Origin of the sequence: Acidocella sp. MX-AZ03, from assembly GCF_027626035.1 — a bacterium.
Lineage (GTDB): Bacteria > Pseudomonadota > Alphaproteobacteria > Acetobacterales > Acetobacteraceae > Acidocella > Acidocella facilis.
Genome location: NZ_CP110774.1, coordinates 145,789 through 172,070, shown reverse-complemented (window position 1 = coordinate 172,070; position 26,282 = coordinate 145,789). Strand labels below are relative to the sequence as shown.

General features: G+C 66.0%; 29 protein-coding genes and 2 pseudogenes. 6 read left to right on the top strand and 25 right to left on the bottom strand.

Going from position 1 to position 26,282, the window contains the following annotated elements; translation table 11 throughout:
• Positions 1-38: 38 nt before the first annotated feature.
• Positions 39-1,868 carry a putative bifunctional diguanylate cyclase/phosphodiesterase gene (locus tag GT370_RS00975; protein ID WP_270183756.1) on the bottom strand — a complete coding sequence of 610 codons (1,830 nt, stop codon included), beginning with the start codon at positions 1,866-1,868 and terminating at the stop codon, positions 39-41.
• Positions 1,805-3,292, bottom strand: coding sequence for a GAF domain-containing protein (locus GT370_RS00970; protein WP_270183755.1), 1,488 nt, complete (start codon positions 3,290-3,292; stop codon positions 1,805-1,807). Before GT370_RS00970 ends, GT370_RS00975 begins: the two co-directional genes overlap by 64 nt.
• A 346-nt stretch (positions 3,293-3,638) precedes the next feature.
• On the opposite strand from GT370_RS00970, the gene GT370_RS00965 reads away from it, so the two are divergent.
• Complete coding sequence (locus tag GT370_RS00965; RefSeq protein ID WP_008493699.1) at positions 3,639-4,316, top strand: HAD family hydrolase; 678 nt, start codon at positions 3,639-3,641, stop codon at positions 4,314-4,316.
• A gap of 161 nt (positions 4,317-4,477) precedes the next feature.
• Here GT370_RS00965 and GT370_RS00960 read toward each other — a convergent pair whose 3' ends face one another.
• Both GT370_RS00960 and GT370_RS00955 read right to left on the bottom strand, forming a co-directional pair.
• Entirely contained in the window at positions 4,478-4,699 is a 222-nt protein-coding gene (locus tag GT370_RS00960) for a hypothetical protein (RefSeq protein ID WP_270183754.1), read from the bottom strand.
• Positions 4,696-5,931 (bottom strand): mannitol dehydrogenase family protein, encoded by a 1,236-nt coding sequence (locus GT370_RS00955; protein ID WP_270183753.1) that lies wholly within the window; start codon positions 5,929-5,931, stop codon positions 4,696-4,698. The genes GT370_RS00960 and GT370_RS00955 overlap by 4 nt, the downstream gene beginning before the upstream one ends.
• A 183-nt stretch (positions 5,932-6,114) precedes the next feature.
• On the opposite strand from GT370_RS00955, the pseudogene GT370_RS00950 reads away from it, so the two are divergent.
• Positions 6,115-7,193: pseudogene (locus GT370_RS00950) on the top strand (IS5 family transposase).
• Between the two features lie 341 nt (positions 7,194-7,534).
• Positions 7,535-8,991 (top strand): annotated as a pseudogene (locus GT370_RS00945) (DUF1800 domain-containing protein).
• On the opposite strand, the gene GT370_RS00935 reads toward GT370_RS00945, so the two are convergent.
• The gene (locus GT370_RS00935) at positions 8,963-9,136 is read right to left on the bottom strand and encodes a hypothetical protein (protein WP_270183750.1); all 174 of its coding nucleotides are present in this window, start codon (positions 9,134-9,136) and stop codon (positions 8,963-8,965) included. The pseudogene GT370_RS00945 and the gene GT370_RS00935 overlap by 29 nt on opposite strands.
• An 84-nt stretch (positions 9,137-9,220) precedes the next feature.
• On the opposite strand from GT370_RS00935, the gene GT370_RS00930 reads away from it, so the two are divergent.
• Positions 9,221-10,216: a DUF1501 domain-containing protein gene (locus GT370_RS00930; protein ID WP_333489993.1), complete on the top strand. Its 996-nt coding sequence runs from the start codon at positions 9,221-9,223 to the stop codon at positions 10,214-10,216.
• A 144-nt stretch (positions 10,217-10,360) separates the two neighbouring features.
• Here the strand turns inward: GT370_RS00930 and GT370_RS00925 are convergent, their stop codons facing one another.
• From GT370_RS00925 to GT370_RS00835, 20 genes are all read right to left on the bottom strand, one after another.
• A complete protein-coding gene (locus tag GT370_RS00925; RefSeq protein ID WP_270183749.1) occupies positions 10,361-10,648 on the bottom strand; it encodes a PfkB family carbohydrate kinase in 288 nt (95 codons plus the stop codon).
• Positions 10,642-11,157 carry a PfkB family carbohydrate kinase gene (locus GT370_RS00920; RefSeq protein ID WP_270183748.1) on the bottom strand — a complete coding sequence of 172 codons (516 nt, stop codon included), beginning with the start codon at positions 11,155-11,157 and terminating at the stop codon, positions 10,642-10,644. The genes GT370_RS00925 and GT370_RS00920 overlap by 7 nt, the downstream gene beginning before the upstream one ends.
• Before the next feature lie 149 nt (positions 11,158-11,306).
• Positions 11,307-12,104, bottom strand: a complete 798-nt coding sequence (locus GT370_RS00915) for an ROK family protein (RefSeq protein ID WP_270183747.1) — start codon at positions 12,102-12,104, stop codon at positions 11,307-11,309.
• Positions 12,011-12,562, bottom strand: a complete 552-nt coding sequence (locus GT370_RS00910) for an ROK family transcriptional regulator (RefSeq protein WP_270183746.1) — start codon at positions 12,560-12,562, stop codon at positions 12,011-12,013. Before GT370_RS00910 ends, GT370_RS00915 begins: the two co-directional genes overlap by 94 nt.
• Positions 12,562-13,224 (bottom strand): FGGY-family carbohydrate kinase, encoded by a 663-nt coding sequence (locus tag GT370_RS00905; protein WP_270183745.1) that lies wholly within the window; start codon positions 13,222-13,224, stop codon positions 12,562-12,564. Before GT370_RS00905 ends, GT370_RS00910 begins: the two co-directional genes overlap by 1 nt.
• Entirely contained in the window at positions 13,221-14,003 is a 783-nt protein-coding gene (locus tag GT370_RS00900; RefSeq protein ID WP_270183744.1) for an FGGY family carbohydrate kinase, read from the bottom strand. Before GT370_RS00900 ends, GT370_RS00905 begins: the two co-directional genes overlap by 4 nt.
• Positions 14,003-15,379, bottom strand: a complete 1,377-nt coding sequence (gene dalD / locus GT370_RS00895) for a D-arabinitol 4-dehydrogenase (RefSeq protein ID WP_008493707.1) — start codon at positions 15,377-15,379, stop codon at positions 14,003-14,005. Before dalD ends, GT370_RS00900 begins: the two co-directional genes overlap by 1 nt.
• An 11-nt stretch (positions 15,380-15,390) precedes the next feature.
• The gene (locus GT370_RS00890) at positions 15,391-16,470 is read right to left on the bottom strand and encodes an ABC transporter ATP-binding protein (RefSeq protein ID WP_008493708.1); all 1,080 of its coding nucleotides are present in this window, start codon (positions 16,468-16,470) and stop codon (positions 15,391-15,393) included.
• 12 nt (positions 16,471-16,482) lie between these two features.
• Positions 16,483-17,064, bottom strand: coding sequence for a carbohydrate ABC transporter permease (locus GT370_RS00885; protein WP_442865475.1), 582 nt, complete (start codon positions 17,062-17,064; stop codon positions 16,483-16,485).
• On the bottom strand, positions 17,049-17,240 hold the full coding sequence (locus GT370_RS21120) for a hypothetical protein (RefSeq protein ID WP_442865474.1): 192 nt from the start codon (positions 17,238-17,240) through the stop codon (positions 17,049-17,051). Before GT370_RS21120 ends, GT370_RS00885 begins: the two co-directional genes overlap by 16 nt.
• 74 nt (positions 17,241-17,314) lie before the next feature.
• Positions 17,315-18,208, bottom strand: coding sequence for a carbohydrate ABC transporter permease (locus GT370_RS00880; protein ID WP_008493710.1), 894 nt, complete (start codon positions 18,206-18,208; stop codon positions 17,315-17,317).
• A gap of 52 nt (positions 18,209-18,260) precedes the next feature.
• Complete coding sequence (locus GT370_RS00875; protein WP_008493711.1) at positions 18,261-19,571, bottom strand: ABC transporter substrate-binding protein; 1,311 nt, start codon at positions 19,569-19,571, stop codon at positions 18,261-18,263.
• Between the two features lie 138 nt (positions 19,572-19,709).
• Positions 19,710-20,549 (bottom strand): NAD-dependent protein deacetylase, encoded by an 840-nt coding sequence (locus GT370_RS00870; protein WP_008493712.1) that lies wholly within the window; start codon positions 20,547-20,549, stop codon positions 19,710-19,712.
• A 61-nt stretch (positions 20,550-20,610) separates the two neighbouring features.
• Positions 20,611-20,853, bottom strand: coding sequence for a hypothetical protein (locus GT370_RS00865; RefSeq protein WP_008493713.1), 243 nt, complete (start codon positions 20,851-20,853; stop codon positions 20,611-20,613).
• A gap of 45 nt (positions 20,854-20,898) precedes the next feature.
• Positions 20,899-21,693, bottom strand: coding sequence for a sulfite exporter TauE/SafE family protein (locus GT370_RS00860; protein ID WP_008493715.1), 795 nt, complete (start codon positions 21,691-21,693; stop codon positions 20,899-20,901).
• Positions 21,694-21,705: 12 nt separating this feature from the next.
• Complete coding sequence (locus tag GT370_RS00855; RefSeq protein WP_008493716.1) at positions 21,706-23,298, bottom strand: bifunctional protein tyrosine phosphatase family protein/NAD(P)/FAD-dependent oxidoreductase; 1,593 nt, start codon at positions 23,296-23,298, stop codon at positions 21,706-21,708.
• A 48-nt stretch (positions 23,299-23,346) separates the two neighbouring features.
• Positions 23,347-23,745, bottom strand: a complete 399-nt coding sequence (locus GT370_RS00850; protein WP_270183743.1) for a DUF6691 family protein — start codon at positions 23,743-23,745, stop codon at positions 23,347-23,349.
• Complete coding sequence (locus GT370_RS21115; RefSeq protein ID WP_270183742.1) at positions 23,742-24,014, bottom strand: YeeE/YedE family protein; 273 nt, start codon at positions 24,012-24,014, stop codon at positions 23,742-23,744. Before GT370_RS21115 ends, GT370_RS00850 begins: the two co-directional genes overlap by 4 nt.
• Positions 23,966-24,163: a hypothetical protein gene (locus GT370_RS21110; RefSeq protein ID WP_270183741.1), complete on the bottom strand. Its 198-nt coding sequence runs from the start codon at positions 24,161-24,163 to the stop codon at positions 23,966-23,968. Before GT370_RS21110 ends, GT370_RS21115 begins: the two co-directional genes overlap by 49 nt.
• Positions 24,163-25,080 (bottom strand): MBL fold metallo-hydrolase, encoded by a 918-nt coding sequence (locus tag GT370_RS00835; RefSeq protein WP_008493719.1) that lies wholly within the window; start codon positions 25,078-25,080, stop codon positions 24,163-24,165. The genes GT370_RS21110 and GT370_RS00835 overlap by 1 nt, the downstream gene beginning before the upstream one ends.
• Before the next feature lie 103 nt (positions 25,081-25,183).
• Here GT370_RS00835 and GT370_RS00830 point away from each other — a divergent pair, with 103 nt between their 5' ends.
• Positions 25,184-25,813 carry a peroxiredoxin gene (locus GT370_RS00830; RefSeq protein ID WP_270183740.1) on the top strand — a complete coding sequence of 210 codons (630 nt, stop codon included), beginning with the start codon at positions 25,184-25,186 and terminating at the stop codon, positions 25,811-25,813.
• Positions 25,810-26,217, top strand: coding sequence for an ArsR/SmtB family transcription factor (locus tag GT370_RS00825; RefSeq protein ID WP_039884789.1), 408 nt, complete (start codon positions 25,810-25,812; stop codon positions 26,215-26,217). Before GT370_RS00830 ends, GT370_RS00825 begins: the two co-directional genes overlap by 4 nt.
• Positions 26,218-26,282 lie beyond the last annotated feature (65 nt).

Here is a 26,282-nt window from a genome sequence, read left to right as displayed (position 1 = left end):
TTGCAGCGGATTTTTAAAAGGGCTTGGCAAAAAATCCCTTAACCTACCGACGCGCCATAAATCCGCTCCAGCCACTCCCTTGCCGGGATCGGCCGGGTGAACAGATAGCCTTGCATGCGCGCGCAGCCATGGCGGCGCAGGAAGCTCACCTGCGCGGGCGTCTCCACCCCTTCCGCCACCACATCCAGCCCCAGCCGGCGTCCCATCGCCAAAATCACCTCGACAATGGCGACAGAGGACGCATCCTCCGGCACCTGGCCGACAAACCCCTTATCGATCTTGATCTCATGGATCGGCAATTGCTGCAGATAATGCAGGCTGGAATAGCCGGTGCCGAAATCATCCACTGAAAACCGCACCCCGTGCGCCGCTAAGCTGCGCATGATCGCGCCGATCTCCAGCACATCCTTCACCAGCAGATTTTCGGTGATCTCCAGCGTCAGCCGGTCGGGCGCGATGCCGGAACTCTCGATCGCATCCAGCACATGGCTGACAAAAGCCGGGTCGCGGAATTGCCGGGGGCTGACATTCACCGAAAGCCGGGTCAGCGGACGATACGCCTTCACCCGTGCCAGCAGGCTGCAGGATTCACGCAACACCCAGCGCCCCAGCGGCACGATCAGGCCGGAGCTTTCGGCGACGCTGATGAACTGCGCCGGCGAGATGATCCGCCCATCCTGGCCGCGCAGGCGGATCAGCGCCTCGGTGCTCACCGCCAGCCCATCCTCATCCACCTGGTCCTGCAGCCAGATCTCGAAGCGCCCGGCCTTCAGCGCGCCGCGGATCTCATCCTCCACCGCATGCCGCGCCATCAGCGATTGATACATCGCCGGCTGGAACATCACCACCTCGGTATCGCTGGTCTTGGCCTGATACATCGCCGTGTCCGCCTCGCGGATCAGCGCATCCAGCGTATCGTCGGGCTTGGGGAAGATGGTGAAGCCGATGCTGGCCCCCAGATGATATTCCCGCTCGCCCAGCATGAAAGGCTGGCTGGCCAGCGCATCCTTGATCTTGCGCGCGACGATTCCGGCATGCTGGGCCGCCGCCTCGCCGGTGGCGCCGGCCTCGGTCAGCAGCACCACGAATTCATCGCCGCCGACGCGCGCCACCGTGTCGCGGGCGCGCAGCACCAGCTTCAGCCGCACCGCCACCTCGCGGATCACCTCATCCCCGGCGGCATGGCCGAGCATGTCATTGATCACCTTGAATCGGTCGAGATCGATGAACAGCAGCGCGCCCTGGCTGCCATTGCGCCGCATCTCGGCCAGCGCCTCGCCCAGCCGCTCATTCAGCAACCGGCGGTTCGGCAGCTCGGTCAGCGGGTCGAGATGGGCGAGCTGGTAGATCTTCTCTTCCGCCGTGCGCCGCTCGGTGATGTCGATCCAGGCGCCGACGATGCGGAAATGCGCCGCCCCTTCCACCCGGCGCAGCGTCATCTCATCGCGGATCCAGCGATAGCTGCCATCGCGATGGCGGATCTGGTAGCGAAGGGTGCACTGGCCTTTTTCCAGCACACACCGCATGGCATCCACCAGCTGGGCGCGATCCTCCGGATGAAGCCGGCTGCGCCACCAATCCTGGCTGCAGGCATCGGCCGGCGCAAAGCCCAGCATGTCCTGAATATTCGGGCTCACCCCCAGCGGCGTCACCTCCTCGCCGGTCACCGCCAGCTCGTAGAGCACCACGCCGCTGGCTTGCAGCAGCCGCTCCAGCCGGGTCTCGCTCTCCGAGCGGGCGATGAGGGCGACATCGCGCTCCTGCCGGGTCTTGATCGCCTCCAGCGCCTTGCCGAGATTGGCGGTCAGCTCGCTGAGCAGAATCTGCTCCTCGTCGCCGAAGGCCATCGGCGTCGCGGAATAGAGCACGAACACGCCATCGGGGGCGCCTCCGGCGGCCCGAAGGGCAGCGCGATGACGGCGCGAAACCCGTTCGCCAGCGCCTGCTCGCGCCAGGGCGCGAAGCTCGGTTCGCGGGCGACATCGTGCACCACGGCCATCCGGGCGTCACGCAGGGCACGCCCGGCTGGGCCTTGCCCGGCAGGCACGTCCGCCCAGGAAAGATTGAGCCGGGCGGTATAAGCCTCGCCCGCGCCATGATGCGCGGCGACCTGGATGCGTCGTGCCTGATCCTGCCGCGCCAGCCCGATCCAGGCGCCCTGATACCCGCCAACCTCCACCCCCAGCCGGCAGGCGGCGGCGAACAAGGCACGCGGACGCTTGGCCTGCTCGAAGGTCTCGGTGGAGGCGTGAATGGTGCGCAGCGCCCGGTTGGCGCGGGCCAGCGCATCCTCGCGCTGGCGCCCCAGCAGCAAGGGCGTCAGCCGGGTGATGAATTCCAGGATCAGCCCATGCATCCCGGCCGGCACATCCGGCCGCTCGAAGCCCAGCACCAGGCCAAAGCGCCACGCCGCGAGGTCGAACGGATGCATGATCTGCCGCCGCAGGCCAGCGGCCACCAGCTCCTCCAGCCGGGGATAATGGTGCAGATCATCCGCCAGGCTCAGCGGCCCGGTATCCGCCACCTGGCCCTGCGCCAGCTGGCTGCCAAAGCTGAACAGGCTGAATGGCATGCGCCCGAACCAGCCGGACATCTCCGACGCCGCCAGGCCACTTTCCGGCTGAAAATAGGATTTCACATATTCGATCTGCGCCGCCGCCGGATGCAGCGCCATCAGCATGCAGATCGCCGCCCCCATCCGCTCGGCGCAATAAGCCAGCGCCTGGTCCAGGGCCGCGTCGAAATCCGGCGCCCCGGCGATGCCCGAGGCCAGGCAGTTCCAGAAGGCCGTGTCCGCCGAGGCGGCAATCTGCTCGCGCTGCAGCCGGCGCACCTCCAGCTCGGTGATCACCGCGCCCGCGAGGTCGCGCAGGAAGCGACGCTCCGCCGCGGCGAACGCGCGCCCCGGCGTGGCATCGCGCACGCACAGCATGCCGATGCGATGCCCCTGCGGCGTGATGACCGGAATGCCGGCATAAAAGCGGAAGGGCAGAGACGGGCCGGCATCCTGGATCACAAAGCCGTCTTCCTGGCGGATGGCGTCCTGGCACAGGGCCAGCTCCTCAGCCGTCCAACCTGGCGCCTCCGGGCCGCCGCCGCTCCAGACGCGCTGACCATCCTGGAAGCGCAGCATCCCGGCCTGCACGCCAAGCCCTTCCGCCGCGAGCCGGGCGAAGCGCTCGAACGGCGCCGGCGCATCCCTCACCGCATAGCGCGCCAAAGCCGCGAGCTGGCGCTGCTCCAGCTCCACGCCGGAAACGCGAGCTTGCCAGAATTCATGCAAATCGATCATGCCGACCAAAGGACTAACATGACGGCCGAATTGTTAAAAACACGTCCAGGTCGGGAGTCTCCCATACTCATTTCGGCATCTTGCGCGTCAGGAATGTTTAAAATTTTACGTCTTGTCCAGCCCCTCTGTTTCAGGCCGGGATAAGGCCCCAGCCGCGCCGCCCCCAACCGGCCAGGACAATCGGCCCAAATCTTGCTTTTTGCCATCCCTAACGCTAGGACAGCGTCACAGCCACAGGCGCGCGGGGACCCTCCATTCCCGCCCCGCCGCTGCCATTTGGCATTTCCGCAGACGGCTTCTGCACAAATCGCATCTGAAGATGTGCATCGTTTGGAAAGGACAAAGAATGACATTCGCCACGCCCGTCGAGGCCGTGATCTTCGATATGGACGGGCTTCTGCTCGATACCGAATCCCTCGCCATGGCCGCCCTGGTCTCTGCCGGTCAGGCGCTGGGCTACGACATGAAAGACGAATTCTGCTATCTGATGATCGGTGCGCCGGCGGATAAATGCCGCGCTCTGGTCACGGAAACATATGGCGCGGATTTCCCGCTGGAGCGCTATTTCGCGACCCAGGAACAGCATCTGCGCGAACTGGTCGATGCCGGAAAAATGCAGCTGAAAAGCGGCGTGATTGAAATTCTCGACGAGCTGGACCGGCAGGGCATCAAGCGCGCCATCGCCACCTCCTCCTCGCGGCTGCGCACCGACCATCATCTGCAGCTGGCCGGCATCGCGCATCGCTTTCAACAAATCGTCACGCGCGACGATGTCACCCGCGGCAAGCCCCATCCGGACCCGTATCTGAAGGCCGCCTCACTGCTCGGCGTGACGCCGGATCGCTGTCTGGCGCTGGAAGATTCCTATAACGGCGTGCGCGCCGCGGTGGCCGCGAAGATGCGCGTGATCATGATCCCGGATCTGCTGCCCGCCACCGATGAGATGCGCAATGTCGCGCATCGCATCGTGACCTCGCTGCACGATGCCGTTACCCATCTGCAGGAGCTGCGCCAGGCCGCGTAAGGCCGTGCAGCCTAGAGCCTCAAGCTTTTAGCTTGCGGCTCTAGGCTTTTGATATTGGCGAGCAATTTCATGTGTTAATCTTGAGGCTGCCGCGTCAAGATTAACACATATTGCTCTAACATAAAAAACCCGGCCATCTGGCCGGGTTTTTTATGCGTGGATCAATGTGTGATGTTTTCGTGACGCAGTCGCAGCCGCAGCGCCTCGCGCACCGAGAGCACCCGCAGATCCCGCAAGGCGGTTGCCAGCTCATCGACCAACGCCTCATCGCCCGCCGCGCCGGCGCCGAAAATATCTTCCTGGCCGAGGAACAGCCGCGCCTGCGCCTGTGGCTGCGCGCTCTCCTGCGCCGCCAGCGCCTCCTTGCGCGGATCGGTGATCACCAGCCCCGTGCCATGCCCTGGCGCTGGGTGAACCAGCTGATCCAGCCGGCGATGGCCAGCACGGTCAGCGGTGCGGGGCGCCCCGCCGCGCGGTTTTCCAGCAGCGGGCGGAACAGCCTGGTCGCCATCTTGGTCGAGCCATTGCGGCCGATGCGTGAAACATCGTGCCGGATCGCGGGGTTGCGCAGCCGCGTCATTAAAACCGAGGCGTAATCATGCAACTTCGCTGCCGGCATCGCCAGCGTCGCGCCTTGCTCGGCCTGCATGAATTGCGCCGCCGCCGCCGCGAACGCCGCATCGGCCATCGCATCGGCAATGGTCTTGTAGCCGGCGATCCCGCCGAGATAGGCCAGCATCATATGCACGCCGTTGAGCATGCGCAGCTTCGCCAGCTCATAGGGGGCGACATCGCTGACGAACTGCGCCCCCGCCGCTTCCCAGAGCGGACGCGGCCCGGCGAAATCCTCGATCACCCATTGCAGGAACGGTTCCATCGAAACCGGCGCCGCATCCGCAAAGCCGGTGAGTTTCAGCGCATCCTCACGGTCCGCCGCACTCGCGGTCGGAACGATCCGGTCCACCATCGTGTTCGGGAAGCGGACATTGCGCGCGATCCAGTCGGCCAGCCGGCCGCTACGCAGGCTGGCGAAATTCACCACCGCGTCGCGCAGGGTGCGGCCATTCTCGGAAATATTATCGCAGCTGATGATCACCGGCGGACGCCCGCCCTCGGCATAGATCCGCTCCAGACCAAGGGCGATGGCGCCGACGGCACTGCGCGGGCGCAACGGCTTCAGCAGATCATGCTGAATATCCTTATGGCTGTCCATCAGCCGGCCGCTGCTCGGCTCCAGCAGATAGCCGGTCGGCGTGATCGTCAGCGTGACGATTTTCGTCCGTGGATCCGCGATGCGCGCGGGCAGGCCGAACGGATCGGTCGGGGCGTGCACGATATCGCGCAGCACGCCGACGATTTCCGCCTTGGTGCCGGCCTCGCTGCGTTCCAGCGCGGTATAGAGCCCATCCTGCGGGCGCAACTGCTCGGGCACGGTGGCGCGGGTCATGCTCGCGGCGGCAATGCCCCAGCCCAGCCCTGCATCCCCTTGCGCCTCAATGGCGCGCTGCGTCGCCAGCGCCTGGTGCGCGCGATGAAACGCGCCACAGCCTAAATGCAAAATGCCGCATTCAAGCGCCATCGGATCGAAATCAGGCAGACGCGCACGATGATTCACCGCGTCCAGGCGATCGAGGCGAAGCCGTCGCGGCTCCGGCAATTTTGATCGTATTGTGATATTTTCATCAAATCTATCGAGCAACAAATGCGGCCATCCTCTGCTAGCAGTTTGCTGAAAAACTCCTGGCGGCCGGGATTATGATGTGATTCACTTTGGCTGGCAGGTTTTGTGAGGCGTGGGGTGCGGGGTTCTTTTCGAGATCAGGGCGGGATGTTTTCGTATGTTTCACCAGAAACACGGGTTCCGGCGACCCATCCGTTGCGAGCGATCCGTGCTTTGGTGCGGGATGTTCTGCATGAGATGAGCCGCAGCTTTGCCTGGCTGTATTCCAGGGAAGGCCGGCCCTCGGTGCCGCCTGAACAATTGCTGAGCGCGCTGCTGATCCAGGTGCTGTACGGGATTCGCTCGGAACGGCAGTTGATGGAGCAACTGGATTATAATCTCCTGTACCGCTGGTTTGTGGGCTTATCCCGGATGATCCGGTCTGGAACCCGACCACGTTTAGCAAGAACCGCGAGCGCCTGCAGAACGGCGATATATTCCAGAAATTCATGAGCCGGCTGCTGAACCACCCGCGGGTGACGCCGCTACTATCGGATGAGCATTTCTCGGTGGACGGCACGCTGATCGAGGCGTGGGCGTCGCAGAAGAGCTTCCGGCCGAAGGATGGCAGCGACGATGATGGTTCGGATTTCCACGGTCAGAAGCGTAAGAACGATACCCATGCCAGCACCACCGACCCGGAAAGCCGGCTGTACCGCAAGGCCGCTGGGCGGGAGGCAAAGCTTTCGTATATGGGGCACGCGCTGATGGACAACCGGCACGGCTTGGCGGTGGGTGGCCGAGTGACCCAGGCCACAGGCACGGCTGAGCGTGAAGCCTCGGAAGCGATGTTGAAAGCCAAAGCCAAGTCGGCCGCCGGGCGGATCACCGTAGGCGAAGACAAGGCTTACGATACCGCCGATCATGTCGCCAATCTGCGCGACGCCGGCGTGACACCGCATGTCACACAAAACAACGGTGAGACCAAAACCGGCAGGCACCGCCGCAGCGCGATTGACGGACGCACCACGCGCCATCCCGGTTATGCGATGTCGCAGACCCGCCGGGCGATGATCGAGTGCATATTCGGCTGGGGCAAGCAGCACGGCACGATGCGCAAGACCAAGCTGCGCGGCGTTGCGCGGGTCGCCGGCACCTTCATGCTCAACCTGATCGCCTATAATCTGGTACGCATTCCAAAAATGGTGGCAATATAAGGGACGAGTCTGTCCGCTGGACGAAAAAAGTCCAGAAACCGGCAAGAAACTTCAATCACTTGAACCAAAATCCAGGCCCCAAAGCTAAATCAGAAAAAATAAAACCAAGTTTCGGGGTTTTTCAGCAAACTGCTAGGCGTCAGGAGATATTCCGCTTCAAAGAAGCAAAACACGAAATCTCAAGGATTTTAGATGATCATCACCCGTGAGGTCCACCCAGAACGGCCATCGCGCCTTCGTTTTGTCAAAATCAGACGCTGCGAATTTCCATTCTTCCTTTCACAGCGGCGCATATTTTGTAACGTTTACGTAAATGAAAACGCCGTAACATTTGGTCAAAAATGGGGTTTGGCGATTCGCATTTGCCGCGGTGCGGCATCTCGGTTGCCCTTCGTAACAGAATGTCAAACAGCCCCCATGCTATAACGCCCCCGATGGAACAGCTCGCGATGCACGCCTTGGTGCGCTTCGGCTATGGCGGCGGCCCGCAAACCCCGCCCCCGGCGGATGCGCCGGCCTGGCTGCACGCGCAGATCACCGGGCCGGACCCGGCTCTGGCCGCCGGCGCCTTCGCCAGCCTGCCCACCGGCCAGGCGGCTTTGGACGTTTTGCGCGAGGATGCGATGCTGCGCCGCCAGGCGCTCGCCGCGCAAGCCGCCGGCACCGCCCCCGCCGCCAAGCCCGCCTTCAAACCGCGCAGCCACCAGCTTTACCTGGATGACGCGCTGGCGCAGATCGATTTCGCCGCCACCACGGATGCGCCCTTCCGTGAGCGTCTGGTCTGGTTCTGGGCCAATCATTTCAGCGTCTCGATCCTGCAGGGCAACACCGCGCCGCTGGTCGGCCCCTTCATCCGCGAGGCGATCCGCCCGCATGTCAGCGGCCATTTCGCCGAGATGGTGCTGGCGGTGGAGCGCCATCCGGCGATGCTGCTCTATCTCGACAACCAGCAATCCATCGGCCCCAACAGCCCCGCCGGGCAACGCAGCGGCAAGGGGTTGAACGAAAATCTCGGCCGCGAATGCATGGAGCTGCACACGGTCGGGCTGGAGGCGGGCTACAGCCAGGCGGATGTCACCAGCATGGCCAAGCTGCTCACCGGCTGGTCGGTCGCCACCACCGCGGAAGGCGGCGGGGATGAGCTGACCGGCTATAAATTCCGCCCCAACGCGCATGAGCCCGGGCCGCAAATTGTGATGGGTCAGCACTTCCCGGAAGGCGAGGAAGGCGGCATCGCAGCGCTGCGATTCCTGGCCACCTATCATACCGCCTATCACCGCATCGCCACCGGCCTCGCCACCCATTTCATCTCTGACAATCCCCCGCCCAGGCCGTGGCGGCCCTCACCCAGTCCCTGGCGCGCTCGGGCGGGCATCTGCCCAGCGCCTATGCCACGCTGATCGGGCTGGGGCTGCAGGCGCCGAAGCTGGCTAAGGTAAAAACCCCGTTCGACTATACCATCTCCTTGCTGCGCGCCGCCCCGCCGCCGCAGCCGCCAAGGCCGGGCGCGGTGCTCTATATGCTGGCCCAGCTCGGCCAGCCGCTCTGGGCCGCCCCCTTGCCGAATGGCTGGCCAGATAATGCCGGCGCCTGGGCAGACCCGGATCTGATGCTGGGCCGGGTGGATGCCGCCTATACCTATGCCGGGCTGCTCGCCGGGGCCAACCCGCAGGCCATCGCCGCAACCGCGCTGGGAGGCTTGCAGAAGCCCGCCACCGGCCAGGCCATGGCCCAGGCCGGCTCCCCGCGCGAGGCTCTGGCCATGCTCTTCACCAGCCCGGAGTTTCTGCGGCGATGATCCCGCATCTCCCCCTCTCCCGCCGCGCCGCCCTGCTCGGCCTCACCGCCACCGCCTTTGCCGGGCAGACCCGCCTGGCCCTGGCCAGCGCGCCGACGGAGCAGCGCTTCATCGTCGTGCTGCTGCGCGGCGCCTTGGACGGCATGGCCGCCCTGCCGCCTTATGGCGACGCCAACTTGGCCGGGTTGCGCGCCGCGCTGATCCGCCCGCCATCGGCCAGCCAGGCGGCATGCTGGATCTTGGCGGGTTTTACGGCATGCACCCGGCGCTGCCCCATCTGCACGGCATGTACCAGGACGGGGAGGCGCTGCCGGTGCATGCCATCGCCGGCCCCTACCGCACCCGCAGCCATTTCGAGGCCCAGGACCTGCTGCAGCTGGGCACTGAGACCAATTCCATCAGCTCCGGCTGGCTGAACCGGCTGCTGCTGGAGCTGCCGGCCCCGCAAGGCCCGGTCGCCAAAGGGCTGGCGGTGGGGCTGGCGATGCCGCTGCTGCTGGAAGGGCGCGCCCCCGTGGGGGCCTACGCGCCGCTCGGCCTCGCCGCCGCCCCGCCGGACCTGGTGCAGAAGGCCCTGGCGCTGAACGCGCCGGACCATGTGCTCGGCCCCGCTCTGGCCCAGGGCGTGCGGGAGATGCGGTTTGATGCCCGCATCCAGCAGGCCGAAGCCATGGAAATGTCTGACGATCAGGCGCCGATGGCGAAGGGGGCGAAGCGCGTCTACGGCTTCCCGCTGCTGGCGCAGAAGGCCGGGCAGATGCTGGCTGCCCCAGGTGGCCCGCGCATCGCCGCCTTCGAGCTGGAAGGCTGGGACACGCATGGCAATCAGGTGAATGCGCTGAAGGGGGCGCTGGTCAATCTGGATACCGGGCTCGCCATGCTGAAACAATCGCTCGGGCCCGCCTGGGGCAGCACGGTGATCCTGGTCGCCACCGAATTCGGCCGCACCGCCGCGATGAACGGCACCAAGGGCACGGACCATGGCACCGCGACGGTGGCGTTTCTCATCGGCGGGCGGGTGGAGGGCGGCAAGGTGCGCGCCACCTGGCCGGGGCTGGGCCAAGGGCAGCTGTTCGAGAACCGCGATCTGGCGCCGACGGCGGATATACGCGCCTTGGCCAAGGGCGCGCTGGCGGCGCAGTTCGGGCTGCAAGGTGCGGCGCTGGAGCGCATCTTTCCCGGCAGCCTGGAGGCGCCGCCGATGGCGGGGCTGCTGCGGGCCTGAGTTTCAAAAGTTTTTTGGTGCCGCTTTTTTTTAAAAAAGCGGCGAAAACGTTTGGGGTGGTGACGACGATTTTGCCAACACCCCCAGCGTTTGTGGGGCTTTTTGAAAAAAGCCCCCACACCCCCAAAAACTTTTATAACTTATTCAAATCTTTTGCAGGGCTGCCAGCACCTCAGCCCGCCCTGGCAAATCCGCCCCGGCGCGCTGGCAGGTCAGCGCCCCGGTCACAATCGCCTGCCGCAAAGCCGCCTCCGGCAAAATCTCCAGCCCCGCCCGGCTCAACTGCCCGGCCGCCGCCAGCCCCTCCAGCAGCCCGGCCTGGAACGCATCCCCAGCCCCCACCGCATCCACCATCTTAATCGCCGGGGCCGGCAGCGCCATCTCGCCCGCCTTGGTAAAGGCCACCGCGCCTTGCTCGCTGCGCGTCACCACCACCAGAGCCGGGCGCTGCGCCAGCCAGCCGCGCGCCAGCGCCAGCGGGTCCTGCCCGGATAAAGCAGCCCCAGATCCTCCTGCGAGACCTTCACCATATCCGCCACCAGCAGCCACTCGGCCAGGCTGGCGCGCCAGACGCCCATATCCGGCTCCACCGTCGGCCGCACATTCGGATCATAGGAAATCACCCTCTGCCCCGCCTGGGCGCGGGCAAAGCCCAGCAGCGTGGCGCCGCAAGGCTGCACCACCAGCGAGAAGGAGCCGAAATGCAGCGCGCGCACCTGCGCGGGCAGGTCCGGCAGATCCGCCGGCTCCAACAGCCGGTCCGCCATGCCGGCGCCATAAAAGGCGTAATGCGGCGAGCCCTGCGCATCGAGCTCCACCAGGCTCAACGTGGTCAGCGCCGCCTTGTCCGGGGAGAAGCGCATCTCCACCCCCTCGCCCGCCAGCGCGGCGCGCAGGCTCTGGCCCATCGGCCCGCTGGAGAAGCCGCCGAAAAACCCCACCTTCGCCCCAGCCGCGCCAGCCCGAGCGCCACATTATAGGGTGAGCCGCCGCGATAGGCCTGCATCTGCAAGGCCGCCCCGGCCTCGCCACGCGGGAAAATATCGTACAAAGCTTCACCACAGACCAGAAACATCGTCTCTCCTTACCATCACGCGGCCGCCGGGCCGGAGCCCAGCAGCGGCTTCGCCTCGGCGCTGAATTTGCGCGCCAGAACCTCGTTATTCGGCGCGAAATGGGCATAAAACGGCAGCAGCGCGGCGCCGATGGCCGGCCCATCCGGCCCCAGCCCGCCCTGGCGCAGCTTCGGCATCATCAACCCGCTCGGCACCAGCCGCGCCAGCGCCGCGTCCACCAGCGCCACGATCCGCGCCAGCGGCGCCGGCGGCAAAATCCCGTCAATCACGATCGCCTCGACATCCACCACCGAGAGCGCGCCGATGATCGCCTGCGCCAGCGCCGCCGCGCAATCATCCTCCCACTGCCCCAGCCAGGGCTGCGCCGCCTCGCCCAGACCGGCGAGATCGCCGATCCGGTCGATCGCCACCCCGTTTGCCCGCAAATGCCGCAGCAGCACATAGATCGAGGCGCGATGCTGCAGCAGTTCGAACGGCCCGGCGGGCGCTGCCGCCCCCGGCAGGGTGGAGGCGGAGACGGGGAAGGTGTTGAAGGCGGCGGCATTGCCATTCGGCCCGGTTTCCAGATTGCCGCCCAGCACCAGCCCGCCGCCGATGATGGTGCCGAGATAGAGATAGATGAAATTGCGCTCCGCCATCCCCTGGCCGCGCACCAGCTGGGCGGTGGCGGCGGCGGAGGCGTCATTCTCGAAAAACACTTCGCGCCTTGTCTGCGCCATCAGGAAACGGGGGAAGTTGAAATCCCGCCAGCCTTGCGCCAGCGCGGCGGGGAAGCCCAGCTCCTCCTGCCAGTTATCCAGGAAATAGGGCATGGTGACGCCCACCCCAGCAGCCGGGCGCGCTGGCGCGGGGCGAGGGAGGCTTCCAGCGTGGCGATGGCCTCCAGCGCCAGGTTGGGGACGGTCTCCGGCGCGGGGTAGGGATATTCATGCTCGACCTGGCGCAGCACCTTGCCGGAGAGATCCACCAGCACCGCCTGGATCGCCCGCCGCCCGACATGCAGCCCAATGGAAAAGGCCCGCTCGGGATTGGCCTCGTACAGCACCGAGGGCTGGCCGATCTGCCCGGTGCGCTTGCCCGCCTGCACCAGATACCCCGCCTTGTGCAGCGCATCGACAATCCCCGCCACAGCTTGCGGGGTGAGGTTGGCGCCACGCGCGATCTCGGCCTTCGAGGCCTGGCCGAGCCGGCGGATCGCCTCCAGCACCACCCGCTCGTTGTAATGGCGGATCTGCATGGCATTGCTGCCCTGGCGGGAGGGGGCGGCCATCACAGCCCCGATGCCGCGAAGGCAGCGCGAAAGCGCTGATAGCGGGCCTTATTCAACCCGGCCTCAGGGCTGAACACCTCGCGCACGGCCGGCGCGCGGCAGATTTCCGCCTCCTCGCCGCCATCGGCCAGCCAGGCCAGACGCGCCGCCCCCAGCGCCCCCGCCGCCGCGCCGCCCTCGGCCAGCTGCAAGGGCAAGCCCAAAATATCGGCCAGCATCTGGTTCCAGAGCCCGCTGCGGCTGCCACCGCCGACCAGCAGCAACCCCTGCGCCCCGGCCCCTTCGCCCAGCGCCAGCAACCCGTCCCGCAGCCCGAACGCCACCCCTTCCAGCACCGCGTAACCCAGCGCGGCGGCGCCGTGATCCTGCCCCAGCCCGAGGAAAGCGCCACGCGTCGTAGCGCTATTATGCGGGGTCCGCTCGCCGGTCAGATACGGCAGAAATAAAGGTGCAGCCTCGCGATCCTGCGGCCGCAGCGCTGCGATTTCGGCCAGCAGCGCGGCCTCGTTCGGCTGGCCGGTCAGGCGCGTCACCCAGCGCAAGCTGGCGGCGGCGGACAGCATCACCGACATCTGGTGCCAGCGCCCCGGCAGCGCATGGCAGAAAGCATGGATGCAGGACGCCGCATTCGGCGCGAACCCGTCGGTGGCGCGGAAAATCACCCCGAAGTGCCGAGCGAGAGAAACCCCTGCCCCGGCCGCACAATGCCCATGCCAACAGCACTCGCGGCATTATCGCCCGCCCCGCCGGCCACCAGCACATCCGCCCCCATGCCCCAGCGCGCCGCGAGATCAGGCCGCAGCCGGCCGGCGACATCGCTGCCCTCGGCCAGGCCCGGCATCTGCTTGCGGCGCATCCCCGAAGCGGCCAGCAGCTCGTCCGACCAGTCCCGCCGGCCCACATCCAGCCAGAAGGTGCCGGACGCGTCCGACATGTCCGAGATCGCGTCCCCAGTCAGGCAGAGCCGCAGATAATCCTTGGGCAGCAGCACCAGCGCGATGCGTGCGAACAGATCCGGCTCGTGCCGCGCCATCCAGAGCAGTTTCGGCGCGGTGAAGCCGGGCATGGTGCGGTTGCCGGTAAGCGCCGGGGCGTCCGGGCAGGCTTCGTCCAGCGAAGCGCATTCAGCGAAGCTGCGGCCATCATTCCACAGAATTGCCGGGCGCAGCGGGCGGTGTGCGGCATCCAGCGCCACCGCGCCATGCATCTGGCCCGAGAGGCCGATGCCGCGCACCGCGCGCATCGCCGCCGGTTCGCGTTCGGCCAGCTCGTCCAGCGCCGAGAGCAACGCCGCCTCCCAGTCCGCCGGGTCCTGCTCGGACCAGAGCGGGCGCGGGGTGGAGATTCTCAAGCCCCGCTCCGCCTGCGCCAGCACGCGATGATCCGGCGCCAGCAGCAGCGCCTTCAGCGCCGAGGTGCCGAGATCCAGCCCGAGATACATTACCGGCTGGCGCGCCAGGCAACGGCGCGCTCATACGCGCGGCCAATAGCGGCTTCCAGCCGCGCATCCCCGGCCAGATCGCCGAACAGCACAATGTCGCGGCAGAAGGCCAGCAGCGGCAACGGCCCTTCCAGCATGGCGCGCACGCTGGCCTCATCCATCGCCTGGTCCTGATATTCAAAGGGCAGCTTGCCCGCCGCCCAATCCTGCAGGAACAGGAAGAACAAAGCCGGGATCATCGCCACACTCTCGATCCCCGCCGCGGCGGCGAAGCGCTGGCGGATGGTCGGCGTCACCCAGCCGGGGATTTTCGAATAGCCATCGGCGGCGACGCGCTGGTTGGTGTCACGGATATAGGCGTTGGAGAAGCGCTCCAACACCTTGTCGCGATAGGCGGCGAGGTTGATCGGGCTCGGCTCCAGCACCGGCAGCACGTCGTTGGTGACGTAATCATAGGCGAAGCCGCGCACCTGGGGATCCAGCGTGCCTTCATGGATGAACAGATAGCCCGCCAGCGTGCCGGCCCAGGCGATGGTGGAATGCTGGGCATTGAGCAGGCGGATTTTCGCCTCCTCATAAGGCTGCACCGAAGCCACCAGCTCCGCGCCGGCCTTTTCCCAGGCCGGGCGACCGGCGGCGAAATCATCCTCGATCACCCATTGGATGAAATCCTCGCCCATCACCGGGCATTGGTCATTCCCGCCACAGGCGGCGCGCACGCGCTCGGCGACATCCGGCAGCGGGCGCGGGGTGATGCGGTCCACCATGCAGGCCGGGGTGGTGGTGTGGGTTTTCAGCCAGGAGAGCAGTTGCTCATCGCCGCGCCGGTAGAGGAATTCCGCGAAGCCCTCATGAAAGCGCTCGCCATTGCTGCGCAGATTATCGCAGGAGAGCAGCGTCACCTTGCCCGCATCGGCGCGCATGCGCGCATGCAGGATGGCGGCGAGCGCGCCATAGATGGTCAGCATCGTCCCCTGCTCAAGATCGCTGACCAGATCGGCGAAATTCAGATCCAGCTTGTGCTGCGGGGTGAGGTAATAGCCGGCCTCGGTGACGGTGAAGGAGATGATCTTCACCTCCGGCCGGGCGCCATAGGCGATGAGGCCGGCCAGCCCCTCCTCCCACGGGATGACATGGCGGATGGATCGGATTTCCTGGTAGGCGCGCACGCCCGCCGGGGTCACGGTCTCGACATGATAGACGCCGTTCTGCGCGATCAGCGCGGCTTCCACCGCCTGCATGTCGGCGCGGATATTGGCCCCGGCCAGCACCCAGCTTTCATCGCCGAGATCGTGCAGCGCCTGGAGATAGACGGCCTGATGCGCCCGGTGGAACGAGCCCAGACCGAGATGCAGAATGACAGAAGGATGGGGCATGGGGGTGTCTTTCAGGTGCCCGGAAGGGCGATGGCTTGACCTTGTTCATCGAACAGCGATGCGGCGTGGCCGCGTAGCGCGAAATGCAGCGTCTCGCCAAGCCGCACCGGCGCATCTGAGGAGAGTTTTACCGTCAAAGGCTGCGCCGCGCCGATATCGGCATAAGCGATGGTCTCATTGCCCAGATGCTCCACCACCTCCACCTTGCCCGCCAGCCCGCCTTCCGGCGCCAGCTCGATATGCTCCGGCCGCAGCCCCAGCGTCACCTTCGCCCCCGGCGCCAGGCGCGCCGGCACCGCGAAGCCCGAACCGCCTTCCAGCTTCAACATGCTGGCGGAGCCATCCGTCTGCACCACCTCAGCGCCGATCAAATTCATCTTCGGCGAGCCGATGAAGCCGGCGACGAAAAGATTGGCCGGGTTGTGATACAGCTCCAGCGGCGTGCCCACCTGCTCGATCCGCCCGGCATTGAACACCACGATGCGATCCGCCAGCGTCATCGCCTCGATCTGGTCGTGGGTGACATAGATCATCGTGCTCTTGAGATCGTTATGCAGCTTGGCGATCTCGATGCGGGTCTGCACCCGCAGCGCCGCATCCAGGTTGGAGAGCGGCTCATCGAACAAAAAGGCTTTCGGCTGGCGCACGATGGCGCGGCCGATGGCGACACGCTGGCGCTGGCCGCCGGAGAGATTGGCGGGCTTGCGATCCAGCAGCGCATCCAGCTGCAAGGTTTTCGCCGCCACCGCGACGCGCGCATCGCGCTCGGATTTCGGCACCCCGGCCAGGCGCAGCGCGAAGGCCATATTGTCCGCGACATTCATATGCGGATAGAGCGCGTAGCTCTGGAACACCATGGCGAGGCCGCGCTTGTCCGGCGGCACCTGGTTCACCCGCACCCCGTCGATCAGCAGCTCGCCGCCGCTGATCTCCTCCAGCCCCGCGATCATCCGCAAGAGCGTGGATTTGCCGCAGCCCGAGGGGCCGACAAAGACGACGAATTCGCGGTCGTTGATGGTGAGGTCAACACCCTTGATGACCTCGACATTGCCGTAGGCTTTGCGAAGATTTTTAAGTTCGAGCGTGCACATCAGCAGAACATCCTATTTCACCGCGCCGAAGGTCAGGCCGCGGACGAGCTGGCGCTGGGTGAGCCAGCCGAAGATCAGAATCGGCGCCACCGCCAGCGTCGAGGCCGCCGAGAGCTTCGCCCAGAACAGCCCCTCAGGGGCGGAGAAGGTGGCGATGAAGGCGGTGAGCGGGGCGGCGTTGGAGGAGGTGAGGTTGAGGCTCCAGAAGGCCTCGTTCCAGGTCAGGATGATCGAGAGCAAGGCGGTGGAGGCAATGCCGGGCCCGGCCAGCGGCAGCAGCACGATGCGCAATTGCGCCAGCGGCCCGGCCCCGTCCATGCGCGAGGCCTCGATGATGTCGCCTGGAATTTCCTTGAAGAATGTATAGAGCATCCAAACGATGATCGGCAGGTTGGAGAGCATCATCACCAGCACCAACCCGGTGAGTGTGTCGAGCAGGCCGCTTTTCTGGCAGATCAGATAGATCGGCATCAGCACCCCCACCGCCGGCATCATCTTGGTGGAGAGCATCCAGAGCAGCAGATCCTTGGTCCAGCGATTGGGAAAAAACGCCATTGCGTAGGCGCCGGGCATCGCGATCAACAGCCCCAGCACGGTCGCCCCAGCGCGATGCCGACGGAATTGCCGAGCGCGCCGAGATAATCGCCCTCGTGAATGACATGGGTAAAATTGGAGAGGATCGGGTGGAAGATCAGCAGCGGCGGGGAATGCACCGCGTCGATCTCGCTCTTGAACCCGGTCAGCACCATCCAGGCGACGGGGAAGAACATCAGCAACGCCGCCCCCAGCCCAGCACGAAGACGATCAGTTTTTGCAAAGGTGAAGCTTTCATCTCTGGCTTTCCTTACAGATCGACATTGCGCGCGACGCTGCGGATGAGGAACAGCGCGACGATATTGGCGAGGATGACGGCGATGACACCGCCCGCCGAGGCGCCACCGACATCGAACGCCACCAGCGCCTTCTGATAGATCAGATAGGTGAGCGTGGTGGTGGCGTTGCCCGGCCCGCCGGAGGTGGTGACGAAGATTTCCGCGAACACCGCCAGCAGATAGATCGTCTCCATCATCATCACGATGGTGATCGGCCGGGAGAGATGCGGCAGGATCACGTAGCGCAGAATCTGCGGGCCGCGCGCCCCATCCATCTTCGCCGCCTCGATCTGCTGGCGGTCCAGAGACTGCATGGCGGTGAGCAGGATCAGCGTCGCGAACGGCACCCATTCCCAGGAGACGATCATCACCTCGCCGGCCATCGGCGCATGGGTGAACCAGTCCAGCGGGGTGAAGCCCAGGCTGCGGGCGATATAGGCGAAGACGCCGTTCACAGGGTCCATCAGCAGATTTTTCCAGATCAGCGCGGCGACGGTCGGCATCACGAAAAACGGCCCGATGACCAGCAGCCGGGCGATGGCGCGGCCGGGAAATTCCTGGTCATAGAGCACCGCGAAAGCGACCCCCAGCACCAGCGTGATCACCAGCACGGCGGCGACCATCACCAGCTCATTCAGGATGGAGGCGACAAAGGCCGGGCTTTCGACCAGGAATTTGTAATTGCTCCAGCCGGCGAAGCCGCTGATCGTCGGGTCGACGAGATTATAGCGCTGGAAGGAGAACCACAGCGTCATCGCCAGCGGCACCAGCGCCCAGAGCAGCAGCACGCCCACCGCGGGGGTGAGCAGCGGCCAGGTGCGCATCAGCTTGGCGCGATGCTGCGTTTTGGGTTTTGCGTTGGCCATGTCCGGGTCTTCCCTTGCGAGGCGGGCGGCGCGCGGCCGCCCGCATTGGCTTTTACTTCAGATAGCCGGCCTGCTGCATGGCGCTGGTGGTGCTATCCTGCGCGGATTGCAGCGCCGCCTGCACGCTGGTGCTGCCACTCAGCGCCCCGGCGATATCCTGGCCGACCGTGGTGCCGATCTGCTGGAAGGGCGGGATGGTGACGAACTGGATGCCGGTATAGGGCACCGGCAGCAGCGTCGGGTGCTGCGGGTCAACACTCTGCACCGCCGCCAGCACCTGCTTGGCGAAGGGCGCCGCGGCCAGGTAATCCGGGTTCTGGTAGGTGGACATGCGCGTGCCCGGCGGGGCCAGCACCCAGCCATCGGTCTTGCCGACCAGATCGATATATTGCTTGGAGGTCGCCCAGGCGATGAATTCCTTCGCCACCTTCTCCTTCTTCGAGGAGCTGGGCACGGCGAGCGACCATATCCACTGCCAGGAGGCGCCCTTATCCGTCACCGCGATCGGCGCCTTGGCGAAACCGACCTTGCCGGCGACCTGCGACTGCTTCGGATCCTCCAGCATACCGGCGGCAACCGTGCTATCCACCCAGATCGCGCAATGGCCGGTGGCGAACAGCGCCTCCACCTCGTTGAAGCCATCGGAGGCGGCACCCGGAGGGCCATCCTTCTGCATCAACTTCACGTAATAATTGATCGCGTCTTCCCAGGGCTTGGTGGTGAGCTGGGGTTTCCAGTTCATATCGAACCAGCGGCCGCCATTGCTGTTCACCAGCGTGCCGAGGAAGGCCATGTTCTCACCCCAGCCCGGCTTGCCGCGCAGGCAGATGCCGTATTGCTGCTTGGATTTATCGGTGAGCTTGTCCGCGAACTGCTCGATCTGCGCGTAGGTCGGCTGGTCCGGCATGGTCAGCCCGGCCTTCTCGAACAGATCCTTGCGGTACATGGTGAAGGAGGCCTCGGAATAGAACGGCACCGCATACATGTTGCCATTCACGGTCAGCGCGCTGCGCACCGGGCCCAGCAGGTCGTTATAATCATACGAGGCCGGGAAATCATTCAGCTTGTCCAGCCAGCCGCGCTTGGCCCAGATCGGGGTCTCATAGGCGCCGATGGTGACGACATCGAACTGGCCGCCATGGGTGGCGATGTCCGTGGTCACGCGCTGGCGCAGCACATTCTCTTCCAGCACCACCCATTTCACATGGTTGCCGGTCTCTTTCTCCCAGACTTTGCTGAGCTTCTGCATCACCACCATGTCGTTATTATTGACGGTGGCGACGGTGATGGTGGTCGCCAGCGCGCTGGTGCCGGAGGCGGCCAGCAGCGCCGCCGAGAGGGCAGCGGTGATCTTCAAACGCATGAAAGTCTCCTCCAAGAGAGCGATGTTATTTGTTTGGATGACAAGGCCGGCAAAAAAGCAGGGGTGGGGCTTGGGTCCTCGACTAATTAAATCACTTTGGTTTAATTAGTCGGGCGTCAGCGCCTCTGTCAATAATCTTTACGCTCTGGCTACGGACAGCTGTTGCGGCGGCAAGGCGGCGGCAAGGGCCTGCTCGCACGGCGCGTCCAGCTTGAAGCTCAGCAGCGCATCCGCCCTTGTGTGGCCGAGATTCACCGCGGCGATCGGCTTGCCCGCCCGCGATGCCGCCAGGGCGAAGCGAAAGCCGGAATAGACCATGAGGGTGGAGCCGATAATCAGCATCGCATCCGCCTGGGCGAGATGGGTGAGTGCCGCCTGCACCCGGTTCGCCGGCACGGTTTCGCCGTAAAACACCACATCCGGCTTCAGGATGCCGCCGCAGTCCGGGCAGGGCGGCACAAGGAAGCTGGCAAAGGGCGCGCCTTCCAGCGCGGCATCGCCATCCGGGGCCTGGGCGGCGTCCAGCCGCGCCCAGGCCGGGTTCAGCCGCTCCAGCTCGCTTTGCAGCGCGGCGCGTTTCCAGAGCCGCGCGCAGCCCATGCAGCGCACCCGGTCCAGCCGCCCGTGCAGATCGATCACATTGCGGCTGCCGGCGGCCTGATGCAGCCGGTCGACATTCTGGGTGACGAGCTGCGTCACCCTGCCCTGCGCCTCCAGCCGGGCCAAGGCGCGATGCGCCTCGTTGGGCAAGGCCTGGCCGAAGCTGCGCCAGCCGATCAGGCTGCGGGCCCAGTAACGCTGGCGCACCAGCGCGCTGCCCATGAAGGCCTGGTAGGTCACCGGCGGCGGGCGCTTCCACCGCCCATCGCGGTCCCGGTAATCCGGGATGCCGGAATTCGTGCTGCAGCCCGCCCCGGTGATGATGAACAGACGCGGATGCCGGGCGATGAACGCGTCCAACGGCGCAAAAGAGGACATGGCTTAACTATTCCCATGGCCTTTTGCATCGCAAGGCGCCGCGCGTCCGGCGCGGCCGCCCTCAGATCGTGGTTAAAATCCCGATCTCGATCGCCGCGGCGATGGCCGCCGCGCCGGCGCGGCCGTGCTGGTCATGGGCCTGGGCGAAGGCGATCATCGCCGCGTCGGGGGGATGGGTCCGCAAATGCGCCTCCACCGCGCGGGTGACGTGGTCGGTGAAATCCTCATCCGCGCTGAACGGCGCCAGCCCGCGCGCCAGCTCCGCGGCGATGGAACGGATCATCGTCTCATAAGCGTCTTGCATAAGGCTGTTTACCCGTGGAGCCCCGGCCAGGGGAAGCGGCCAGCCTCAGACCATCTTCAGCAGCGTCGCACCGCTGCGCCAGAGCATATAGGCGGCGACGACGAAGATCAGCCCGGCGAAGACGCTGGTGAGCTGGCCGCGATTGCCGGCGAGCCGCCGGGCCGCCTTCGCCCCGGCGAAGCCGCCCAGAATCCCGCCGAGGATGAAGATGATCGCCAGCCCCCAATCCACCATGCCGGAGGCGGCGTAATTCACCGCCGTGGTCAGCCCGAAGGCCGCCACCGCCACCAGCGAGGTGCCGACGGCATTGAGCATCGGCATATGGGTGGAGGCAACCAGCCCGGGGACGATGAGAAACCCGCCGCCAATACCGAAAAACCCTGAAAACACGCCGGTGCCCAGGCCGAAGCCCAGCACCTTCGGCGCGTTCTCGCGGTTGCATTGGGCGCCGGGAATGCCCTGGTCGTGGCGGCCGCGCAGCATCACGATGCCGATTAGCACCATCAGCAGCGCGAACAGGAAGAGCAGCTTCTGCCCATCGATCGCCTTGCCCAGCGAGGAGCCGGCAAACGCCCCGGCGATCCCCGCCACCGCATACATACCGCCGCAGCGCCATTTCACCGTCTGGGCGCGGGCATGGTTGGCCAGGCCGGTGAGCGCATTCGCCGCCACCGCCAGGGCGCTGGTGCCGATCGCCACATGCGCGTTCGGCACGCCGACCAGATAGACCATCAACGGCACCGCCAGAATCGAGCCGCCGCCGCCGACCAGCCCGAGCGTGAAGCCGACCACGCCGCCACTGCCCGCCCCCAACGCATATTGCAGCATATCGAGTGACATCGCCCCGCCCCCTCAGTTCTGCACGGCGCTGAGCGGCTTGGGGGCGGCCAGCCATTCCCTTCCCTTCAGCATGTCGTGCCAATACAGCGTCGGCAAAATGCGGTCCTTCAGGAACCAGGCGGCGCGGGTGGGCCTGGTGCCGTCCACCACCCAGCGCGGGAAGGTCGGCGTCACCTTGCCGCCATAGCTGAACTCGGCCAGCACGATGCGCCCGCGCTCCACCGTCAGCGGGCAGCTGCCATAGCCGAGATAGGCGCCCGCCATTGGCTTGCCGGCGAGCTGGGCCAGTACATTCACCGCCACCACCGGCGCCTGCTGGCGCACCGCCGCGGCGGTTTTGGCATTCGGCGCGGCGCAGCCATCACCCAGCGCAAACACGTTGGGGAAATCCGGATGCTGCAGCGTCGCCTCATTCACCGCGACGAAACCGCTCGGCCCCGCCAGCTTGCTGCTGCGCACGCAATCCGGCGCCACTTGCGGGGGGACGGCATGCAGCATGTCGAATTCACGCTCGATGGTCTCCACCCCGTCCGGCGTCTTGCGCTCGAACCGGGCCAGGCGCGCGCCCCCATCCACCGCCACCAGCCTGCTTTCGAAATTCAATTCGATGCCGTAGCGCTGCACATAGCTCATCAGCGCCGGCACATAGGCGGGCACACCGAACAGCACCGCTCCGGCATTGTGGAATTCCACCTGGATGCCGGAGAGATGCCCGGCCTTCAGCCAGCGATCGCAGCTCAGATACATCGCCTTCTGCGGCGCCCCGGCGCATTTGATCGGCATTGGCGGCTGGGTGAACAGCGCCCGGCCGGATTTCAGCTCGGCCGAGAGCCGGTTGGTGTAGGGCGCCAGGTCGAACCGGTAATTCGAGGTGACACCATTGCAGCCCAGCGCCTCCTGCAGGCCGGGGATCTGCTCCCAGGCCAGGCGCAGCCCGGGAGAGACGACCAGCGTGCGATAAGCGACATCGCTGCCATCGCCGAGGATCACCCGGTTCTCCTCCGGCGCGAAGCCGGAGACGCTGGCGCGCAGCCATTGCACGGCTTTGGGCATCACCTGCGCCATCGGCCGGCAGGTGGCCTGGGGCTGGAACACGCCTGCGCCCACCAGCGTCCAGCCCGGCTGGTAATAATGCACATCCATCGGCTCGATGACGGCGATGGAGAGGCCGCTTTTGCGCTTCAGCAGGCTGGCGGCGGTGGCGATGCCGCCGGAGCCGCCGCCGACGATGACGACATCATAAATCTTGGCGCTGCACGGGCTGGGGGCGGCCTGCTGCCGGGAGACGGCGAGATAGAGCGTCTCCGCCCGCGCGCCGGAGCGGCAATAGCCCAGCACCGGCCCAGGCAGGCTGGCCAGGGCCCGCGCCATCTTGCCGACATCCTCGGCGCCGACCGCGCGCGAGGCCACCGGCACAAACGCGAAGCCGAGCCCGGCCTGGGCGCAGGCCGCCTCGATCTCGGCGGCGCTGGGCTGGTTGGCATCCTCGCCATCCGGGCGGGTGCAGATGACGGTTTTGAAGCCCTGATCCGCCACCGCTTGCAGCTCTTGCGGCTGCAGCTGCGGGGTTACGGAAAAATCCGCAGTAACCGGCCTGATCTCCATCGTCTCAACGCCCCTTGCTGCCCGGCATGTTGGCCCGCCGGTTCATGGTCAGTTTGAAAATTCCCATGCCCGCGACCATCGCCAGCACGAACAGGCCAGCCCGCGCCGGGGCGAAAGCGAGATCCGCCAGGCCCGGCCCGGGCAAAGCCCGGCAATGCCCCAGCCAATGCCGAACAAGGCGGCGCCGCCCAGCAGCTTCGCATCCAGCCCGGAAGTGCCGGGCAGGCTGAAGGCAGGGGCTGCCAGCGGCGCGCGCAATTTGCGCTGCACCCGCCAGGCCAGCGCCATCGGCAGCAAGGCGCCGCCCATCACGAAAGCCAGAGTCGGGTTCCAGGCGCCGAAAATATCCAGGAAGCCGCGCACCTTGGCCGGATCGCACATGCCCGAGAGCGCCAGCCCGGCGCCGAACAGCAGCCCGGCGAACAGGGCGAGAGAGATCTGCCTCATGACAACCCCACCAGACGCATGACCGCCACGGTGACGATACCGCTGCCCATGAAACAAAATGTCGCGGCGAGGGAGCGCAGGGAGAGGCGCGACATGCCGCACACCCCATGCCCGCTGGTGCAGCCCGAGCCCAGCCTGGTGCCAAACCCGACCACCAGCCCGGCCACCAGCAGCGCCCCGGCTGAGGGAAAGCGCAAAACCGGCGCTCCGAACACCGCGCTCAGCGCCAACGCCCCCAGCGGCAGGCCGAGAATGAAGGCCCAGGCCACCCGGCGGACGCGCCGGCATCAGCCAGCCCCACCGCGCGGGCGCTCAGCCCGCTCACCCCGGCGATCCGCCCCAGCCCCAGCAGCATCAACGCAGCCGCGCCGCCGATCATCAGCCCGCCCAGCAGGCCAAACAGCCAGACCTGCGGCATCACACGGAATCCAGCGGGATTTTGAGATAGCGTACGCCGTTCTCTTCCGGCGGCGGCAGATGCCCGCCACGCATATTCACCTGCACCGAGGGCAGGATCAGCCGCGGCATCGCCAGCGTCGCGTCCCGCGCCTCGCGCATTTTCACGAACTCATCCTCGGAAATCCCGTCGCGCACATGGATGTTACCGACCCGCTCGGCACCCACGCTGGTCTCCCAGGCATAGGCGTCGCGCCCCGGCGCCTTGTAGTCATGGCAGAGGAATACACGGGTCCGCTCGGGCAGCGCCAGCAGCCGGCGGATGGAGCGGAAAAGCTGGCGCGCATCGCCACCGGGAAAATCGGCGCGGGCGGTGCCGTAATCGGGCATGAACAAGGTATCGCCGCAGAAGATCGCATCGCCGATCACATAGGCCAGATCCGCCGGGGTGTGGCCGGGCACATGCAGCACCATCGCCTCCAGCCCGCCGATCCTGAAGCTGTCGCCATCCTTGAACAGCTGGTCGAAATCCGAGCCGTCGCGCTGAAATTCCGTGCCGGCATTGAATAACTTGCCGAAAATAGTCTGCACCGCGACGATCTCGGCGCCGATGGCGAGCTTGCCGCCGAGCTTGCCCTGCAGATAGGGCGCGGCGGAGAGATGATCCGCATGGGCGTGGGTTTCCAGCAGCCATTCGACGCTGAGCCCTTCCGCCTGGACATAGGCGATGATGGCGTCCGCCGAGGCAAAGGAGGTGCGCCCGGCGGCGGGGTCGTAATCCAGCACGCTGTCGATGATCGCGGCACGCCTGGTCGCCGGGTCATGCACCACATAGCTCACCGTGAAGGTGGGCTCGTCGAAAAACGCCTTCACCGGCACCGATCCGGCCGGGTGGGCGGCGATCAAGGCGCAGGCGCGATCGAAGGCAGGGTCTGACATTTGGATTGCCTTTAATTATAACTTACGTTAAATACGTAATTATGAAACTGACCTTGTGTCAAGTGAAACTTGCGGCAATCTGGCAGGATGAGGCTGATGATCGATGAATGACACCCCCTGCAAGCCGCCCCCGCCCGTTGCGGCTCGGCGATCCCGCCCGGATTTCGTCGCCCGCACCACCCAGGGCGAGGTCAGGCTCTCCGGCTTTCGCAAACGCTGGCTGCTGTTCTTCTCGCATCCGGCGGATTTCACCCCGGTCTGCACCACCGAATTCGTGGGGTTAGCCAAGGCCGCCGACCGCTTCGCGGCGATGAACTGCGCCCTGCTCGGGCTTTCGGTGGATAGTTTGTTCTCCCACCTGGCTTGGTTGCGGGCGATCCAGGAGGCGTTTGGCGTCACCGTGCCCTTCCCGCTGGTCGAGGATCCGAGCATGGCGGTCGGCCGCGCCTATGGCATGCTGGACGAGACCACGCCGGACAGCGCCAGCGTGCGCGCCAGCTATTTCATCGACCCGAACGGCATCATCCGGGCGATGACCTGGTATCCGCATAATGTCGGCCGCTCGGTGGAGGAGACGCTGCGCCTGCTCGCCGCGCTGCAGGCGACGCATGACGACAAGGCGATGGCGCCGGAAGGCTGGCGCCCCGGCGAGGCGCTGCTGGCCCCGCCCGCCGCCTCGCTGGCCGGCATCGAGGCCGGGCCGGACTGGTTCTGCCATAAGGTGAGAGGATGAGCCCGTTGCATCAGGACCGCGCCCGGGCCGAAGCGGCGGCTGATCTGCTGAAGGTTTATGCGCAGCCGCAGCGTCTGATGATCCTGTCGCTGCTGCTGGAGGGCGAGCGCACGGTCAGCGAGATTGACGCCGCCACCGCCATCGGCCAGCCGGCCTTGAGCCAGCAGCTGGCGGAGCTGCGCCGCAAGGAGCTGGTGCGCACCCGGCGCCAGGGCACGCAGATTTTCTACGCGCTGGCGGATGCGAAAACCGAACTCTGCGTGACCTGCATGCAGGCGATGCTGGGCGGGGACGCGCAGAGCGCGCTGCGCCTGCAGGCCGGGCAAGCCCCGGCGCCGGCGCAAACCCAACCCAGCGCGTCGCCCGCCGGCACGGCGCGCTTCGCCCGGATCATTCCCGCTTAAAGCATCAAGCTTTTAGCTTGATGCTCTAGGTTTTGTTTTAGCGCGCAATTTCATGTGTTTATCTT